This is a genomic window from Paenibacillus sp. Mc5Re-14 (assembly GCF_001049835.1).
GTDB lineage: Bacteria > Bacillota > Bacilli > Paenibacillales > Paenibacillaceae > Paenibacillus > Paenibacillus polymyxa_C.
Genome location: NZ_CVPD01000001.1, coordinates 3,938,840 through 3,956,135 on the forward strand (window position 1 = coordinate 3,938,840; position 17,296 = coordinate 3,956,135).

16 protein-coding genes are annotated in these 17,296 nt (G+C 43.3%); all 16 read left to right on the plus strand.

What is annotated here, in order from left to right; all coding sequences use genetic code 11:
• Positions 1-18: 18 nt before the first annotated feature.
• The 16 genes from BN1546_RS18010 to BN1546_RS18080 all read left to right on the plus strand — a co-directional run bounded on the left by BN1546_RS18010 (position 19) and on the right by BN1546_RS18080 (position 17,291).
• Positions 19-2,445: an S-layer homology domain-containing protein gene (locus BN1546_RS18010; RefSeq protein WP_090738473.1), complete on the plus strand. Its 2,427-nt coding sequence runs from the start codon at positions 19-21 to the stop codon at positions 2,443-2,445.
• A 209-nt stretch (positions 2,446-2,654) separates the two neighbouring features.
• Positions 2,655-4,115 carry a hypothetical protein gene (locus BN1546_RS18015; protein ID WP_255305412.1) on the plus strand — a complete coding sequence of 487 codons (1,461 nt, stop codon included), beginning with the start codon at positions 2,655-2,657 and terminating at the stop codon, positions 4,113-4,115.
• A 5-nt stretch (positions 4,116-4,120) separates the two neighbouring features.
• The gene (locus BN1546_RS18020; RefSeq protein WP_090738475.1) at positions 4,121-5,425 is read left to right on the plus strand and encodes a hypothetical protein; all 1,305 of its coding nucleotides are present in this window, start codon (positions 4,121-4,123) and stop codon (positions 5,423-5,425) included.
• A 2-nt stretch (positions 5,426-5,427) separates the two neighbouring features.
• Complete coding sequence (locus BN1546_RS18025) at positions 5,428-5,808, plus strand: head decoration protein (RefSeq protein ID WP_090738476.1); 381 nt, start codon at positions 5,428-5,430, stop codon at positions 5,806-5,808.
• Between the two features lie 15 nt (positions 5,809-5,823).
• On the plus strand, positions 5,824-6,837 hold the full coding sequence (locus tag BN1546_RS18030) for a major capsid protein (protein ID WP_090738477.1): 1,014 nt from the start codon (positions 5,824-5,826) through the stop codon (positions 6,835-6,837).
• Positions 6,838-6,854: 17 nt separating this feature from the next.
• Positions 6,855-7,244, plus strand: coding sequence for a hypothetical protein (locus tag BN1546_RS18035; protein WP_090738478.1), 390 nt, complete (start codon positions 6,855-6,857; stop codon positions 7,242-7,244).
• Positions 7,234-7,668, plus strand: a complete 435-nt coding sequence (locus BN1546_RS18040) for a hypothetical protein (RefSeq protein ID WP_090738479.1) — start codon at positions 7,234-7,236, stop codon at positions 7,666-7,668. The genes BN1546_RS18035 and BN1546_RS18040 overlap by 11 nt, the downstream gene beginning before the upstream one ends.
• Positions 7,668-8,243, plus strand: coding sequence for a hypothetical protein (locus BN1546_RS18045; RefSeq protein WP_090738480.1), 576 nt, complete (start codon positions 7,668-7,670; stop codon positions 8,241-8,243). Before BN1546_RS18040 ends, BN1546_RS18045 begins: the two co-directional genes overlap by 1 nt.
• Positions 8,240-8,818, plus strand: a complete 579-nt coding sequence (locus tag BN1546_RS18050) for a hypothetical protein (protein WP_069289715.1) — start codon at positions 8,240-8,242, stop codon at positions 8,816-8,818. Before BN1546_RS18045 ends, BN1546_RS18050 begins: the two co-directional genes overlap by 4 nt.
• A complete protein-coding gene (locus BN1546_RS18055; protein WP_090738481.1) occupies positions 8,815-9,249 on the plus strand; it encodes a hypothetical protein in 435 nt (144 codons plus the stop codon). Before BN1546_RS18050 ends, BN1546_RS18055 begins: the two co-directional genes overlap by 4 nt.
• 10 nt (positions 9,250-9,259) lie before the next feature.
• The gene (locus BN1546_RS18060; RefSeq protein ID WP_090738482.1) at positions 9,260-9,706 is read left to right on the plus strand and encodes a hypothetical protein; all 447 of its coding nucleotides are present in this window, start codon (positions 9,260-9,262) and stop codon (positions 9,704-9,706) included.
• A 45-nt stretch (positions 9,707-9,751) separates the two neighbouring features.
• The gene (locus BN1546_RS18065; RefSeq protein ID WP_090738483.1) at positions 9,752-10,540 is read left to right on the plus strand and encodes a hypothetical protein; all 789 of its coding nucleotides are present in this window, start codon (positions 9,752-9,754) and stop codon (positions 10,538-10,540) included.
• Positions 10,541-10,604: 64 nt separating this feature from the next.
• Entirely contained in the window at positions 10,605-10,946 is a 342-nt protein-coding gene (locus BN1546_RS18070) for a hypothetical protein (protein WP_014599920.1), read from the plus strand.
• A 142-nt stretch (positions 10,947-11,088) separates the two neighbouring features.
• Positions 11,089-11,232, plus strand: a complete 144-nt coding sequence (locus BN1546_RS27355; RefSeq protein WP_167518779.1) for a hypothetical protein — start codon at positions 11,089-11,091, stop codon at positions 11,230-11,232.
• 90 nt (positions 11,233-11,322) lie between these two features.
• On the plus strand, positions 11,323-16,737 hold the full coding sequence (locus BN1546_RS18075) for a phage tail tape measure protein (RefSeq protein ID WP_255305416.1): 5,415 nt from the start codon (positions 11,323-11,325) through the stop codon (positions 16,735-16,737).
• On the plus strand, positions 16,737-17,291 hold the full coding sequence (locus BN1546_RS18080) for a phage tail domain-containing protein (protein WP_090738485.1): 555 nt from the start codon (positions 16,737-16,739) through the stop codon (positions 17,289-17,291). Before BN1546_RS18075 ends, BN1546_RS18080 begins: the two co-directional genes overlap by 1 nt.
• Positions 17,292-17,296 lie beyond the last annotated feature (5 nt).

A 17,296-nucleotide genomic window follows, 5' to 3' on the forward strand; every position in this document is an offset into this window, starting at 1 on the left:
AATGAGAGGACAAAAAAGATGAAGAAGTGGGTTAATGTTTTCACGGCCGGAATTTTAGCGACCTCTGTATGGGCTAGCCCCATATTCGCAGCCGATAGTTCACACCAAGTAACAAAGGAAGAAAGCTCTACTGTATCTCAACCTTATGGGGATATGGCGAACCATTGGGCAACGGATAGCGTTACAAAATGGAGCTACCGAGGTGTGGTTTCGGGTGTAGAAAACGCTCGTTTTGAGCCGAATCGTCCGATTACGAGAAGTGAGTGGGCTGCTTTACTAAATCGTGCATTTCAAATTCAGCCAGGACAAGCAGCATCTTTTACCGATGTAAATAAAGATGATTGGTTTGCTCCAACCGTTACGGATGCAGTTTATGCTGGATATATGAAAGGATTCGAAGATGGTAGCTTTCGTCCTGCGCAAGTATTAAGTAGAGAAGAAGCAGCAGTGACCATAAACCAATTACTTAAAATCCCTTCTTCCGATACCAATAAAACCTTTAAAGATAGCGCATCTCTGCACAAATGGTCCCAAAAGGCCGTTAATACTGTAGTGGCAGCGGGTATTATTGAAGGTTACCAGAATGGTACATTTCAGCCTCAAAAATCATTGACTCGTGCTGAGGCGGTTACGATCCTGGATCGTGCTGTGAATCATTTTGGTGCTTGGTATGGAGAATCAGGAACATATGGGCCTTCGACTGGACTTGCCAAGCAGGCAGGCAATGTAGTCATCAACACAACGGGGGTAACGCTCCAGAATACGGAAATCGCAGGAGACTTAATTATTGGTAGAGCTGTTGGGAACGGCGATGTATTTTTGAAAAATGTTAAAGTTCACGGTCAAACTTACGTTTACGGGGGCGGAGACCATAGTGTTCATCTGAACAATTCTGTGCTGTTTAGCATCATTGTAAACAAAGTGGATGGAACTGTTCGTTTGGTTGCAGAAGGTGCAACGTCCATCAGTGAAATAAAAATCAAGACGGGTGCAGCCCTCGATGTCTCACAAGGAGCAAGTGTTGATCGGGTTACTCTAACAAATGAGCTCCCCGCAAAATCCAATGTGAGCCTTACAGGTTATTTTCACACTGTGAATGTAGAAGCATTCGCTATTAATGTAAATATCCCAAATGGACAGATTGATACGTTAAACGTAGCTGACAACGCTACGAATACAACTATAGATACAGCAAAAGAGTCTTCTATTCTCTCGGTAGTTCTTAATGCTGCTGCCAAAGTAATAGGATTAGGTTCTGTTGATAAAGCTATAGTTAATGCTGAAAATGTTTCTTTTCAAACAAAACCTAAATCTGTGACAAATGGCGACAAGGTAGGTAGTAATGTTAAAGTCACAATAGGGAATTCATCAAATACTTTGGGTTCACAAGGGACAACAACATCAGGTGGCGGTGGGGGTTCTTCTAGTAACTCTAATGAATCCGATAATTCCAAAAAAGATGATCATAAAAAAAGTGACGACAAGAAAGATGATACACCTCAAGTACCGGAGCATAATGGGGACGCTAACATTTCTGTTCCTAAAAAAATAGTGACGGTCGGAGAGTCCGTTTATTTTACTAGCTCTTATGATGGCACTGCTTACTTTTCAAGTGATTTCATAGATTACCGTAATCTGCAATCCCTTGAGTTGGGTATCAAAAGCGGCGAAGTGTTGAAAATTGAGGTTCCGGCGAATAAAACCGTCAGTTTCGCGACATATGATATTAATCATTGGAATTTTCCCAATAACTATGAATTTGATCTGACGGTTTATGACAAAAATAGTAACTTTCATAGCAAGGAAGTAACGGTTTTGGATGAGAATGAGCCTTTGGATCAGTCACCGATATTTGTGCAATATCCTGAAAGAAAGGATAGACTTGATCAATTCTCTGTTGATTATAATCGTTTATTGCATCTTGCAGATGGGAAGACAACGGAAGATATAGTTCAGTGGTCTGTTGGCGATGGTTCTTTTACGCCCTTCACAAAGGAAGATGGGGCCGTAAGAGTTGAGGACAATAAAGTCTTTATATTGCCTAAACATTTGGAGGATCGGTTGGTTTATAAATTCCGTTTAATCACAGACTCCGTGGTTACATCAAATGGTGAATTCAATAAAGAATTTCAGACCTGGGGAGATAGAAAAACGGTCAGAATTACAATGATTCAATCTACCGGGGATATATTAAAGGTTAAAAAAGGAGGCGACATTACATTCTCTCTTTCAGATGTTTCAGAAGTGTATCTGCTAAATACATTTGTTTGGGGAGGCCAAGGTAACTACGACGATTTGGTCGCAGAAAACTGGGGTAAAAAGATAATTGTTACGGATGATGAAGTAAATAAACCAGTTACTATTTCTACAGGCGCGTTGCCGCCCGGGAAGTATAAACTTGATGTTTGGGATGGACAATACTTGGATCTGGAAATTGTAGAGTAAAACGTAATGCCGTAGGTACGTGGACTAAGCATTACGATATTATAAGTGGTCAGGAAACTTTTCCTGACCACTTTTTTGTTCCAATATTCCGCCTTAAAAGAAGATATATGTAAGCATAATGCCTATCCTCTCGAAAATCAGTAGTAAATCCGAATAAAACTGATGTTATCCTTTATTCATAGAAGTTTGCAATGAAAGGCGGTGAAATCTTGGAATGGTATCATAGAGCTGTATATTCATTTGCTAATGCTGTTCTTCCGGCAACGGTAAAACGGCAGATGATGGGCGTGGGCAGGACGACAGTCCCGAAAAACTCTAACCCATGGGGAATATTTAACTGGTTGCCTAAAAAACATCAGCAGGCTCACAATATAGACCTAACCAAGCTGCAAAGCTATACGGCGGAGGAGTTGCTTGAGCTTCTGATATCTGTTCATCCAGACGTATCCTATGCTTTGTACACATACTTACGTATGGGAGATACCGATTTAACATTTACAGCTAAGAAGCCAAACGGGAATGTAGATAAGGGCGGACAACGGGTACTGGATGAACTCAAATCTCTGCTAAACACACCGCTACCTTCGCCAGGATATCAGCATGGACGGTCGTTGAATAAACTGGACACGATCCAACGGATGATGATTATGGTCCGTGGTGCGTGTGCTGGAGAGGTAGTCTTGAATGAACAGTGCAATGATGTGATTGATATTGTTCCAGTTGATCCGGCTTTAATTTGGTTTCGTAGGGAGCCGGAGACTAATCGCCTTACACCGTGGCAATACGTGAAAAACCCGCGAAGGAATGCAAATGAAGAATGGTTCGGTAATTACAAGAAGATCGACACACCAACATTCATTTATGAAGAGTTTGATCCTATGGTTGATGATCCTTATGGACGAACGCCTATGCTTCCGGTACTGCAAGTAGTATTCTTTCATCTTCAAGTGCTGGCTGACCTAAAAGCAGTCGTGCATAACCAAGGATATCCACGGCTTGATATCTCCATGCTGGAAGAAATCATGCTGAAGAATATGCCGAACAACTTGAAAAGTAATCCCGATGGTCAACAGAAATGGCTCAAAGAGCGAATGGAAGAGATGATAAACCACTTCAACTCACTTAATCCAGACGATGCCCTTGTCCACTGGGATAGTGTAAAGGTCGAGTATCTAAAAGGCGGTAATTCGGGGCCGATGATTGATATCAAGAAGCTGATTGATATCATTGATACCCAAATGGCTACTTCACTCAAAACATTGCTGACCATTCTTTCAAGGCATCAAGGCTCAACCGAAACATACAGCTCTATTGATACTCAAATATATATCAAAAATGTAGAGTCCGCGCGGAGCGTAACCAAACGTTTCTGGCAGCGGGCTTTTTCGTTGTCCGCAAGAGTAAAAGGGACTCAAACAAAAGTTGAAGCTGACTACCTCCCCATTGATCTACGCTCTGAAAATGAGATTGAACGTGACCGCCGTTCAAAGATCGATAACTACATCATAGCGGAGAAGAATTTCTACATCACACCGTTGGAAGCTGCTGAAGAAATACGTTGGACACTTGGTATTAATGCCAAAATTCCTGCTGAATTACTTCCTTTGCTTGTAAAGAAGCATGAATCTGATTCGAATGAAGAAAATACTCCATCGGAGGGAGGTGAATAAACAATATGGCTAAACCTACACCCGAACAATTGGCGAAGATCAATCAAAAAGCATTGGTCCCTTTAACCGATGAACAAACTCATGTGTTTCAAGCGAGAATCATTGGAACCAAGTGTATTGATAAGTACAAAATGAAGATTACTCCAAACTTCCTACGCAAAATGGCAGATCAAGTTAAAGAGGGAGTTGCCTTGCTGGTTGACCATCCGTGGCAGAAGTGGGAAGCCTTATCTTTCCCGTATGGCAGAACTTTTGACAGCCGGATTATCGAAGAGGGAGGGGAACTGGAACTTTACGGTGATCATTACATGGCAAAAGGGCTAGAGGCTGATGGAATCTCAACAGATCAACTGGCTACCGGCATTGATTCAGGAACTATCTTTGATACCTCCGCAGGGTTTGTTACTACAAAGCATACGTGTAGCATTTGTGGCGGCGATTATTATGGTTCCTCAGCATGTTCGCACATTCGTGGGCAAACGTACGATGACAAAGAATGTCTTGTTCTCGCGGATGATGGATATATCATGGAAAACTCTATCGTGTTTGATGGCGGTTACGAAGGCGCTGGAATTACACGTGAATCTCTCTCAATGAAACAACATGGTGAATCTGAACAGCCGAAACAAACTGAATACGAACCGTTACCTTTAGATGCGAAGTCGCTTGATGGCGATGGACGCGTCTTTTATTTTTTCAGCAACAAAGGCGGTATGTCTGCTTTTGTATCTAAACAGCATCAAACAAAAGAACAGGCCGAGACACTGGCCCAAGGAGATGACACTATGAATGAAGAACAAAAAGCTGCTTTGGCAGCAGCGCAAACCCAAGCAACTGCACTGGCAGTGGCTAATGGCATGCTTGGACAAGTACGGACTGCATTGGGCGTTGAGAGTGACGCAGAAATCCCAGCGAAGCTTACAGCGCTGAGTGTTCAAGCTACTGATGGAGCAATGTACAAGGTGAAGGTCACTGAACAAGCATGCGGAGCTGGCGTACGTGCTCTTGGTGAAGCCTTTAATGTAGAGGCGATGAAAACAGCACTGTCTCATCTCCCGGTATCTGAAATTGAAAAGATCGGCGCAACGTATGAGGCGCAGGCACAAGCTGCTTTGGGTGGTGGTGGTCGCCATACACAAGGTGACGATGTAAACCTTCCTGAGGGAGCACTAAATGGAACACCACCAACTAACTCACAAAATGATGGTGGCGAGAAAACTCCAGAACAACTTAAAGCATTAGCTCGTGAAGAAGCTCGGGCGGCACTTAAGAACACAGGCAGAGGTAATCTGCTGAAGGAGGATAAATAATTATGATGCAATCTCAGTATAATGGCGCTCCTGGTCCCGGTCAGGTTATTACTCAAGAGTTTACAGAGGTTCTTGCATCTACCGATCTTCAGGCAAAGCTTCCCGGAGGTATTTTGCTGAAACAAGGACAAGGAATCCTGAAAAAAGGGACAGTTATCGGCAAAATAACAGCGGCTGGGGCGGATAAGGATAAAGCGGTGGCGTATAGCGCATCGGCAACCAATGGTTCCGAAGTAGCCTTGTGCATTTTGGATAACGACCATGATACAACAATCTCAGATGTTGGCGCTTCGGCGTGGATCGCTGGCATTTTCCATGAATCTAAATTGACAGGCATTGATGCAGCGGCTAAGACAGCGCTGAAGCTTTGCTACTTTGTATAAGGGGGATAAACACACATGGCAAACGTACTTGATCCATATTTCCTTACGGAAGTCGTCCAGAACATTCGGACGGATATTAACAGTTTTCGCGGGGCTCAACTACTGACAAATGGCGTTGACTTCAAACCTGAACTTGGACTCACCATCGAATATGACGTTACTTATGACGACACGGGGATGACACCTGCTACTGGGCTGAATGATCCTTCACCAATTCATACGTCTCCTGTGGTGAAACATATGAACTTCACGAACCAGGAATGGAGAGAAAAGTCCATTATTGATCGTGAAAAGATTGTCACTTTGAGAAAGCCAGGTAATAACTTGCAGCAACAGTGGGCAGAGGAGTATATGGTAGATCAACTGGTCAACTTGAATATGCGGCTTGAGACACGTTTTGAGTGGATGCGTTGGCAGTCCCTGACCGGTAACCTTATCGTTCCAGCAACAGCAAACAAACCTGCCAGAACGATTGATTACGGCGTCCCTGCCACTAACAAGCCAACGGCAGATGTGCTCTGGAGCAATACGGCAACCGCTGATCCGCTGAAAAACTTGGATGAGTGGCTCCTTCTATTCCGGGGAAGTGGTGCAAGAGGAGTTAAGATTCTGGCCAATAAAAAGGTAGACAGCTACATGAAGCAAAATGAGAAAATTCGCGAATTGATTAGATACACATATGGCAAGGATGTTGTAACTGATGGCTCACTTTCTGAAATTGTCAGCCAAAATTTGAGCGGGCTTCAGTATGAAGTTTACGATGGTGGCTACATTGATGATACCGGGACGTTCTACCCGTTTATTCCTGACAATGCCGTAATTATCATCGGTCAAGGCATGACAGGCTCCATTATGGATCTTGTTACAAGTCCAAATAACTATGAGGATATTTTTACAGGCCATACTGGGAAATTTGCTCTCACCAAACTGATTCAAGGTGACCCTGATCAATGGCAAGTCATCAATGGTGCGACTGTGCTGCCGCGGCTGAAATACGTCAACTGGCATATCTTCGCTACAGTGGCGTAAGGGGGAGAACTCAATTTATGACAACTGTAAAAGTATTGGTTGATGCTGTTGGACAATACAATGCCGGAGACATCGTAACAGATGCCCCTGACGGTCTTGTAGATATCGCAAAGAAAGAAATTCGTAATGCGGCAACCGGACAATTGCTTGCGGAAATTGTAGATGGTAACGGGGCTGTTGATGGTTCTCCTTCAGAACGGGAGTTGCAACTTCAGGCCGAATTAGAACAGTCTAAAGCGCGAGAAGCGGAATTACTTGAGCAAATTGATATTCTTCAGTCTGATGGTGAGTTGAAAGAATTGAAAGCCTCAGCTAAGGAATTAAAAATACCCGGATACACCAAAATGAGTATTGAACAATTGAAACAGGCTATCAGTGCTGCTGGCGGTGCAGCAGATGGCAAATAAGATACTCATTACAGAAACATATCATGAAGAAATTAGAGGGCGTCTAGGCGTTGGTGAGGATGTAATATCCGATGCTGACATAGACGCTCTTTCTGTTTTGCCCATTGGAGAATCGAGGATTGTAAAAGCCGTTCCTGATTATGCTGAGTTAACTGGTGATGATCAAACTTATGTGTATGCAGCAGCCGTTTGTATGGTTGCTGCCATACTGGCCCCTTCCATGACAGCGAGAATCAAGAAGTCTAAAAAGGACTTTGACTTCTCTTTTGAAAATCAGGTTGTTGATTGGAAAAAGTACGCTGTTCAGCTTGTTGATGAAGCCTATGATTTTATCGAGTCCATATCAACAGTACAGCAAGGGACAGATGTTCCGGTATTCGGTGTAGCTGGGCCGACCCGGGTGAGAGAAAGGCGGCGTCACTAATGTTTAAAGACTTCGCTCATAGGCATTCACCTTGTACTGTCAATGGTGAGCCCGATGTCGTTATATTGTCTAGGGAAACGAAAGCCACAACGGTTATCGGAAAAGAGTATATGTACAATGGTTTGTTTTCTTCGAAATCATCTGTAAAGCCGGGAGATATAGTTCAGAACGAATCGTCTTATTTGGTACAGACTCTACGTACAACAACTGAGAAGGACAAGTACTGCTCTCTGATTAAAACGAATGCTTTAATCGAGGTGCAAAGATACCAGCAAGCTTATGATGCCAACGATAACCCTATAGGTGGTCCTGACTTTGTATCTGTTGCTGCTGATGTTGTTTGTTCTGCACAGTATGTCACAGCACAATTGCGACAACAGGAGCCGGGCTTGCTGCCGAGTACCGTGTTTACCTTGCAGTTACAGACGACAGTCGATGTAAGAGACCCTCAAGACTCAAGTCTATCCGCGCCTGACCGGATTGTAATGGGCGGGAAGACATACCAGGTAGATGTGGTAGATAAGATCAAGTACCCTAATCTGCTATACGTTCAGCTTTCGGAGGACCGTCGATGATTACGGGCTATGATGCAGCGCGGGCCGCAAAGGATCTGGAGAATAAATTGGCTGTTGAGATTACCGGATTAACAAAGTTGGTCATGCTTACGGCTAAAAGCGGCATACGGTATTATCCGGCAGTTCGGGACCACTTGGAAATGCACATGTTTGTGCTAGCGAATCAGATGATTTCAGGCGACATTACAGCGCATTACTGGCAAGTATGGCTTGAGCAATTCGGTAAAGGCTCCAAGATGGCAGACAGTAGCCAAAATCCCGGCTTAATAACCTACATGAACAGCGAAGCATGGAACCGACTGAGATCCAAAGGTGATCGTATCATTGTTGGTCGCTCAAGAGGGAAGTACCGGGCGATTGACGGAACCATGAAGGAATCAGGTGGGGGATATGCTGGAGTAGATTTGGAGGAGCTTGCGGAGCGCGGTGATATTGATCCTTCATTTAGGGCCACACCACCAACCTACTTCCTGCGTATTGCAATTCAGTCTAACCGGAAACGTATTTTGGATGGCATTAGCCGTGTAATAACTGAGTTTCCGTATCACAGATACTTCAAGGAGGTACGGGAGTGAGCCTACAACTTATTGATGCTGTTCAAAATGCTTTGAAAGAAGATTCGGAATTTATGAGCATGCTGAAGCTTACTCCTTCATCATCCTCTGCTGATGTCGTAAAGCGATTTACGAAAGGCATGGAGCCTGAGATAACGGTTTCTAAGGATACAGTTCCACATATCTGCCAATATGTCATGCCGGGACGATATGCCACTAATCCACTGGTGTTCGAAGGTAAGTTCTGTATCGACTTTTATGGTAAGACAGCATATGAAGCAAAGCTTCTATTTGAAAGAGCATTCAAAACCTTGCACGAAAAAAGGTTGTTTGCACAGGGGTTTATGTCCTATCTTTGTGTGCTATCCTATGACTCGGATTTTGCTACTGGTATCCAAGGGGCTAAGGGGTACAAAGCAATTTTCGATGTTGATTACTTGAGAATGAATTGAGGTGAGCAGAATGGCAGATGCAGCTGTATGGAAAGCAACCGGGAGATCCGGTGATCACAATGGTGTTAACCACGTTGAATATGAGCTGCTGGATTCAGCACAAAAGCGAGTTTCTTTGGCTAAAACCAACGTATCCAGTATTGAAAAAGATGGGGTTAAAATTGAACCGGATGATCAGGAAACTCTATGGTTTAGTGAAGCAAATGCAACCAAGAAGTACAAATTTAATGTTGTTACTCTTGCTGGTACAACTTATGAAGCCGAATTGAATTGGACTCAACCTAATCCTCCTAAACCAGAACCTACCGAGTGGGAAACGCTGATTGCTGAAAAAATCGCGCTTGCTAAAGGATTGGGTATCATGGGGATCTGGAATCCAAAACAGGGTTACAAGCTAACCAAAGAGTACAGTCGCATTGCAGAAATTGATAAGCGTCTATGGGAACTGGTCAAATAAGCTGACCAGTTTTTTTGTGTTCACATATAAGGAGGATGAAACTATATGCAACCTTTAGTATTTGATGGCGTGGGGTCAGCGCAGGTTTATGAAGAAGGCGGAAGGCTTAAGTTTCTTGATGATAAAATCACTAAAGTAACTTTGCAATTGCAGTTTGATTGGGACAAAGTAATGGGTGGCGATAGTGGATATGCATTCCACTATACTGCTAAGGATTTAGGGGATAAAGCCTCTATGGAGATTCCTCGTTACTCTGATATTTTGGCTGAGTTGTCTCAAGGGGCTGAATCAGAAAAAGGCACAGTTCAATTTGATGAGGTAGAGCAAGGATTTTTGACCGCTACTGATGGCTATAAATTAAAGGCTCCGACAAAGTATAATGGAACCTTTGTTGATAAGAGTGACCGCGTTTACTTAAAAGACACTGTCACAGGAGAACTTACTGAACTGACTCGTGTTGCTTCCACTCCAACAGCAGAACAGTACGTAATTACAGCTGATGGAAAAATTACTTCTGATGTTGCAAATGAAGGGAAGTTAATTACCGTTACGTTCAAATGGTCTAAAGAGAATGCTACAAGAAGTAGCTTAAGCGGTAAACGCCGTCCGAAACCATTTAAGCTGGTACACCGTTTTTCCTTAACCGATGATCGGAACGGTAAAGAAGTCCCTTGCCAGCTCACTATTTGGAAGGCCCTCGGGGGCGGAACTTTGGACGTGTCCCAAGAACGCAAAAAGCCAACCACTAACACATTGGCGCTGGAGATTATGGAACCGGATATCACGCCGGAAAACCCTAACGGATATGCAGTGGAAATCATTTTCGGTATCTAATTAATCACTAACCCAACCCCCTACCAGAGCGATAGGGGGTTACATACATTGAGGAGGAAATTTAATGAGTACAGACAAACAGTTGGATAAAACTCTTAATATAGGTTCAGAAATTCGGTTGGCAGAGGGCATCAAAAAGCATGTGAAGATCGGGACTATTGCATTGATCCGTCAGGTTCGTGAAGAAATGGATGGTGTAGTACACAAGTTTTCCTTTTCGATAGGCCGGAAAAAATGGGAGGCTACCGAAGACCGGGAAGCAGTTGACTGGCCTAAAGTGGAGGAAATGTACAAAAAGGTGTTTAATCTCGTGCTGGTTGAGGAAATAACGGAAAAAGAGTATGAACTGATTGACCAGGACGGTATTGCAGTACTGGATGATTTGTTAGACCGATTTCTATTCTGAGTCGTTTCCTCCAGATGAAGAGTCAGATGAGGAAGATGAACAGGAGGAGTCTAACCCTGTCGAGGATGAGCATGAAACGGACTGGTTAGAACTTTGGGCTTTATGTGTGAGCAATGGTATTTCTGATTCGGAGTGGCCTAATATGACTATTCCAAAAATTAGAGCGCTCATGAAGGCTAAGAACAGAAACCGGGAATTTGAAATCATTCTTCACGGTGGCAATGTTGAAAACAAAAAGCCGAAGAAGGTTAAGACATTATCTGATCTTGGTTTCTTCGCCAAGTAAATTAAGAGGCATCCGCAATCATGCAGGATGCCTCTTTTTCTGTATTCAGGGCAGGAAAAGTTTCCTGAACCCTATGAAGAGGTGAGCAAAGTGGCGGATTTAAGTAAAGATGTAGTAGGTGCGCGGATAAACTTGGATACAACCAAGATACTACCCGCTTTCAAGGTGATCGACAACGGAGCAAGGGCGAATGCTGAATCTTTTAAGGTTTTAAATTTGGAACTCGGACTAAGTGAGAAGAATTTCAAATCTCTTGCCAGTAGCGCAGACAAGTTTGCTCTTTCAGCAGATGACAGACGGAAGAAGATCCTTGCTGAATCCGAAGCTCTTGTTAAGCAACGCACTGCACAGGCAGAATTAAATGCTGCACGAAAGAACCAACTAGACCAAGCTAACAAAATTACAGATGAGAAGCTAAGGGCACAACAGGCCATTGTAAAAAAGCGTGAGGATGCAATTGAACAGCAGGAACGAGAGCATCTAAAACGGATGGAAGCCCTTCAAAATAAGGCGACATCAACCGGGCAGAGAGCTGCTAAAGTTTCAGGGGCAGGAACAGATGATAAGACGCGTGAACGTGTTCTTATGCAAGAACAGGCTATCCGCATAAAGCTGCAACAAATGGCGGATAAGGAAGCGCAGCAGGCGAGGAAAAACGCACAGGATTATGAAAAGTTCTGGCTAAGTGCTCTGCGCGCTAGAGAGCAGAAAGAAGCACAGGTTCGCGAAAAGGTACTTCAAGAAGAACAGAAGATCCGTCGTTCACTGAGCCAAACTGAATCGCAAATGAAGCAGACTTTTAGTACAACTCCTAATTGGATTAGTCGTGTAGGAGATATGGCTACACATGCTCTGGTATTTAATACAGCATACGCAGCTATGCATAAAACGCAGGAGGCACTTAAAGAGGGATTAGTTGGCATTGAGTCCAACATGGCGGGTTATATCCAAACCAATGAGCACTATTTTTTGGAGTACAATGAAGGCACCAAAGAAATGGTGATGAACACCGAAAAACTTCATGACCAGACGACCAAATTTATTCGAACGGCGCATGACCTTGGTTCGGAAATTATGGACGTTACCGAATCAGCACGTCTTTGGGGCCGGATGTATAAGGACGCAGGCGTAGTTCAGGAAATGGTGCGTAAGTCTACGATGCTTTCGACTGTCGATTTGGTTTCTCTTGAAGGCGCGACTAAATCAATGGAGTCCACATTTGCTCAATATGGCGTGCAGATTAAAGACAGCAACGATGCCATGGTGCTTGGTGGTCGCGTGTTGGATTCCTGGTCCAAGGTTGCCCATGACACGATGGCACCAGCGAGAGACTTGGGAGCTGCCTTCGAACGGACAGGTAAGATAGCGGCAGAAACAGGCGTTTCATTTGATTTTATGAACGGCTTGATTTCAGCAGGTGTTCGTAACACGGCTCTCAGCGGGGAAAACTTGGGGAACATGTGGAAGACAGTCCTGGGTACAATCCGTACAGATAAAGCCGTAGCAGAGATTGAACGATTGGGAGTTGCAACAAAGGAAGTCGTTAACGGACAGGAACAGTGGAGACGAGCAGAAGATATCTTGCTGGACTTATCCACCAAAGTAATCGACAAAAACTATGATCTTACGAAATCATACGCTGATATTTCACGTGGTGTATATCAATATGCTAAATTAGCCGCTTCTCTAAATGCTGGAGACATTCTACTTGGTACAGCAGCCTCTATTGGTTCAACGGGATCTACAATGGAGTACCTCAAAGTCCAGATGGATACCATTCAGCGCAAAGCTGCTCAAACTAAGGCTTCTTTGCTTGAGATATTTAATAATGCAGGCGACGATGGTTTGAGAAGAACAATCAAGGATGTATTGGATGCAATTGACCAACTACTTATTGGACTTACAAAAGTTCCTTCCGGCGTGTTTGAGGGGACGGCAGCAATCGGTGGTCTACTACTTGCCTATAAAGCTCTGAGCGGACCAGTCATGAATGTAATTGCTGCTGTAAAAGTATTGACGGCTGCAAAGGCTGCGGAAACTGCCGCTATTGGTGCTAATACTGTAGCTAATAATGTTAATATCGTTTCTTCACAAGGAGCAACTCTTTCAACAGTTCAGAGAGTTGCCGCTACCGAAGGAGCTACAGTAGCACAAGGAGCTTTAACGGTAGCAACCGAGGGAGCTACAGTTGCTACAAAATCATTGTCTGTTGCTCAAGCCACAGCGACTGTGACAACAGCAGCCGCCACAGCGGGATTGAGCTTACTTGTTGGTGCAATTGCTCTGGTTGCGATGAATAGTGGTAAAGAGGAGAAGGCTACTCGCGATAGAATTCAGAATTTAAAAGATGAGGACTCGGCATCGCAGCAAATGGTTAGCCAATATCAAAGACAGATTGAATTATTGCCTAAACTGACAAATGCTCATCGCTCACTTGAACAATCAATGAAAGCCGGAAGCATTTCAGCAGAGAAGGAAACACAGGTAAAAAAACAACTTGAAGAGATTTCTAAGGCGCTGGTTATTACTCTTGGAAAAGAAGGGGCCAAGCAGCTTGAAGCTGCTGGTTATACGGATGAGGCTGTACAGGTGCAAGTTGATGCGTTAAACAAACTCATCGAGAAGCAGAATGAAGCCCGAAAAAATGTATTGAAAGATCAGCAAGCGCAATTAATCGAACAACAAAAACAAAAAATAAATGAAATCACAGAAGCTACAAAAGAACTGGAACGAGTAAAAAAGATCATCGCTAATCCAATTGGAAATTTTTTAGGGACAGGCGAATTTAAGGAAGATGCTGCGAAGTTAGAAGAAAAAATAAAAACGTTAGAACAAGAGAATAACAAACTCACTTTATCTGTAACAGAAGTAGGAGTAGCTTTAGGCCAAGCAGCTATTGAAACTGACCAATTTGCTGGGAAAGCTGGAACAGCAACCGAAAGTGTTAAATCACAGGAGGAAGCTCTTGCCGATTTAAGAGAACAGATTCAGGGTAATGGTAAGGCAATTTCTGAGATGAACACTGTTTTAAATGATCTTGCCAATAAACAGTCCATGAACGCAGAAGCTGCGGCTGAATTAATTCTTAAATACCCTCAATTAGCTTCGGAGATTTACAAAACATCTGAGGGATGGGCTTTCGAAAAGAATGCTCTCGAAGTTGTTCGTAAAGCTAAAATACAAAAGGCTATAGATGATCTAAAGTCAGAAAAAGCGTCCAGTTTAAGTACAAAACTTGAGTCTGATGATCGTATCGCAGTCTACATTAAAGAGGCTGGAGCGATTAAGAGTCTTGCTGAGTTAAAAGCTAGATTGAATGGAGTTATGGCTCAAAGTTCACTAGATGTTTTTAATAAACAAAAAGAATTAAACAACATGACTGGAGTGAAATCTTTTCTAAGTGCTCCTTTTCAGAACCAGTTAAACCAAGATAAGAAAAACATGGAGCAAAGTAAAAAAGATATAGGCGAAATATATAGTGGATACGAGAAAGATATGAAGCAGTATGACACTCAGATTAATGCTTTAACCAAGCTATATAATGATCCTAAATTTGGCGTGAGTTCTTCTGGTTCGAAAAAATCGAAGGGAAGCGGGGGCAAAAAAGGCAAGAGCGATGCGGAACGTGCAGCTGAAAAAGCAGCTAAGGACGCATCTGCGGCACGTAAAGATAGTTATGATGACGATCTTGATAACTTTAAGTACATCGCTGAACGAAATGAATGGTCTATAAACCAGCAGATTGCAGGATACAAACGACTGGCTCAACGACATAAGCAGTACCTATCGGAAGATAAGGATGCAATGAAGCAATGGAGCCGCGATGTTCAGAAACTGAATGATTCAAGATTTCAGGAAGACGTGGAGAATCTTGAGCGAAGAACCGAGCGTATGCGGCAGGTCAACAAACAAGAAATTGAGATGGTAAAAACCAGCCTGGATTTCTATAAGAAGGAGCAAAGTAAAAATTATCTGCTTCCTGCTAACCGTAGAGAGATTGCCAAACAAATCTATGATTTAACCGTCAAATACAATGAGCTTCGCTATCAAAACAGTGAGAAGTGGATTGATAAAGAGACTTCCAAAATGGAGATGGCAGGGCAAACCCAAATTGCTATCCTCAAAATGGAATATGACGCTTATATGCGTATGAGTAAGGCAAAGGATCGTACTGCCGAACAAAGTTTTGAGTTGCAACAGAAGATTTATGAGAAACGTAAAGCTCTGGAAGATGAGTTCCTGTCCGACTTCCAAAAACGAATCAATTACCAAAAGAGTATGGAAGCCGTATCTGTTTCCGATCAGCTCAATTTATGGACAAAAATGCAGGCTCTTTATAAAGAAGGATCAGAACAACGGATGGAAATTGATGTACAGGTCCATGATTTGAAGAAGCAACTTTTGGAGGATCAGAAGAAGGCTGCTACCGAAGCTGCCAAGAAGGAAAAGGAAGCACTTGAAAAGACTCGGGATGAGGAAGTAAAGCGGATTGAGGCGGAACGGGATGCTTTTATCGAGGCTCAGGACGCTAAAATTAAGGCCATAGACGACTTGCTTGCCAAAATGCAGACAGCTAATGAAGACGAGGATTATGAACGCGCAATGGCGGAGAAACAAGCGCGCCTTGCCCTGCTACAGTCTGCTGTCGGTCCGGAAGGTATTGCTGAACGAAAACAGACTGAAAAAGATATTGAAGATATGCAGCGGGAACATAACCGAACGCTGGCTAAGCGTGGATTGGAGGATCAGAAGAAGAAGCTCCAAGACGAGAAGACTGAGCGGGAAAAGGATTACAATGACCAGATTGAAGCTGCCAAACAACATTATGATCAGCTAGCCGAGAAATATAATGAGTATTCAGATGGTGTTGAATCTAAAGCTGAAGATTTGAAAAATACCCAAATCTCAAAAGAAACCGAGAAGAACGCGGAGATTTTGCGTCAGTTGGATCAGTTTATTGCTGACTATCAGGCTAAAATGGCTGAAATCAATTCCACCTCATTGTCTGCATCCTTTGATACAGGTTCCTCAATATCAGAAAAGGACAGCGATTTGGCGAGATACAATTCTAATATTGATAAATGGTATTCAGCAGGTGCTGCTGAGAAGACCAAACTGCACGAGGAAAATGCCGCTCTGCGGAATAAGTATGGCATTAAGAAGGATACAGGGAAACTTCAAAAATTCCATTCTGGCGGGATCGTTCAAGGCCAGAAGGGAGCAGAGGTACCCGTCATTGCCCGTGAAGGGGAAATGTATTTGAATGGTCAACAACAGAGCAACTTGTGGAAAATTATCAATTTTAAGATGCCGAAACTTAATTTCTCTATGCCTGATTTTTCAATGCCAATGGCTTCGGGCAGTTCAAATCCGCAGCAAATCAGCAACCAGTTCGTAATAAAATCAGGTGATACTTATATTGAAGACGAATCCGCAGCAAAGGTGTTTTGGAGCGAAAGGGACAACTTTGTACGGAGGTTGCAAACGAGGGGAGGCAAGTCTTAATGATAGACGCTACGGTGGATGGGAAATCCTTTAAATCCATTGGATTAGGGCTTAAAACTCACAATATACCTGTGTTACCACCAACAAAAGACCATAGCCTTGAGATAGCTGAGAGGGATGGAGAGTTGGATTTTGGCAGCACGTATGGAGCGCGGTTAATCAATCTCGAATGCGTCCTAATGGCTGATGATACTACCCTTGATTACCATAGGAGAGTCGCCCAAGTGGCGGCTCTTTTTAATGCCAAAAAAGGGGATATCGTATTCACATTTTCTGATTTGCCGGGAAGACGGTATATAGGACGGTACGCTGGAACATTGGACATTGAAAAGATACTTTGGGATGGGGAACTGACTATCCCGATTAAGATGGGTGAGCATCCGTTTCCAGAGTCAGAGGAGAACATAAAAGAGGTAATTATCACACAGTCTCCGCAAACAGTTTCAGTTATTTCTACAGGGGATGAACGGGCGAGTCCTGTTATTGTTCTAACCAACATCGGCAATAACGAGATTCGGAATTTCAGGATAGCAAATGAATACCAAGTAGAATAGGAGGT

Bases quoted from the DNA above. Each gene is read 5' to 3' on its own strand.
- BN1546_RS18040 (WP_090738479.1), top strand. From the start codon at position 7,234: ATGGCAAATAAGATACTCATTACAGAAACATATCATGAAGAAATTAGA.
- BN1546_RS18025 (WP_090738476.1), top strand. From the start codon at position 5,428: ATGATGCAATCTCAGTATAATGGCGCTCCTGGTCCCGGTCAGGTTATT.
- BN1546_RS18045 (WP_090738480.1), top strand. From the start codon at position 7,668: ATGTTTAAAGACTTCGCTCATAGGCATTCACCTTGTACTGTCAATGGT.
- BN1546_RS27355 (WP_167518779.1), top strand. From the start codon at position 11,089: ATGACTATTCCAAAAATTAGAGCGCTCATGAAGGCTAAGAACAGAAAC.
- BN1546_RS18060 (WP_090738482.1), top strand. From the start codon at position 9,260: ATGGCAGATGCAGCTGTATGGAAAGCAACCGGGAGATCCGGTGATCAC.
- BN1546_RS18020 (WP_090738475.1), top strand. From the start codon at position 4,121: ATGGCTAAACCTACACCCGAACAATTGGCGAAGATCAATCAAAAAGCA.
- BN1546_RS18030 (WP_090738477.1), top strand. From the start codon at position 5,824: ATGGCAAACGTACTTGATCCATATTTCCTTACGGAAGTCGTCCAGAAC.
- BN1546_RS18035 (WP_090738478.1), top strand. From the start codon at position 6,855: ATGACAACTGTAAAAGTATTGGTTGATGCTGTTGGACAATACAATGCC.
- BN1546_RS18050 (WP_069289715.1), top strand. From the start codon at position 8,240: ATGATTACGGGCTATGATGCAGCGCGGGCCGCAAAGGATCTGGAGAAT.
- BN1546_RS18065 (WP_090738483.1), top strand. From the start codon at position 9,752: ATGCAACCTTTAGTATTTGATGGCGTGGGGTCAGCGCAGGTTTATGAA.
- BN1546_RS18010 (WP_090738473.1), top strand. From the start codon at position 19: ATGAAGAAGTGGGTTAATGTTTTCACGGCCGGAATTTTAGCGACCTCT.
- BN1546_RS18080 (WP_090738485.1), top strand. From the start codon at position 16,737: ATGATAGACGCTACGGTGGATGGGAAATCCTTTAAATCCATTGGATTA.
- BN1546_RS18070 (WP_014599920.1), top strand. From the start codon at position 10,605: ATGAGTACAGACAAACAGTTGGATAAAACTCTTAATATAGGTTCAGAA.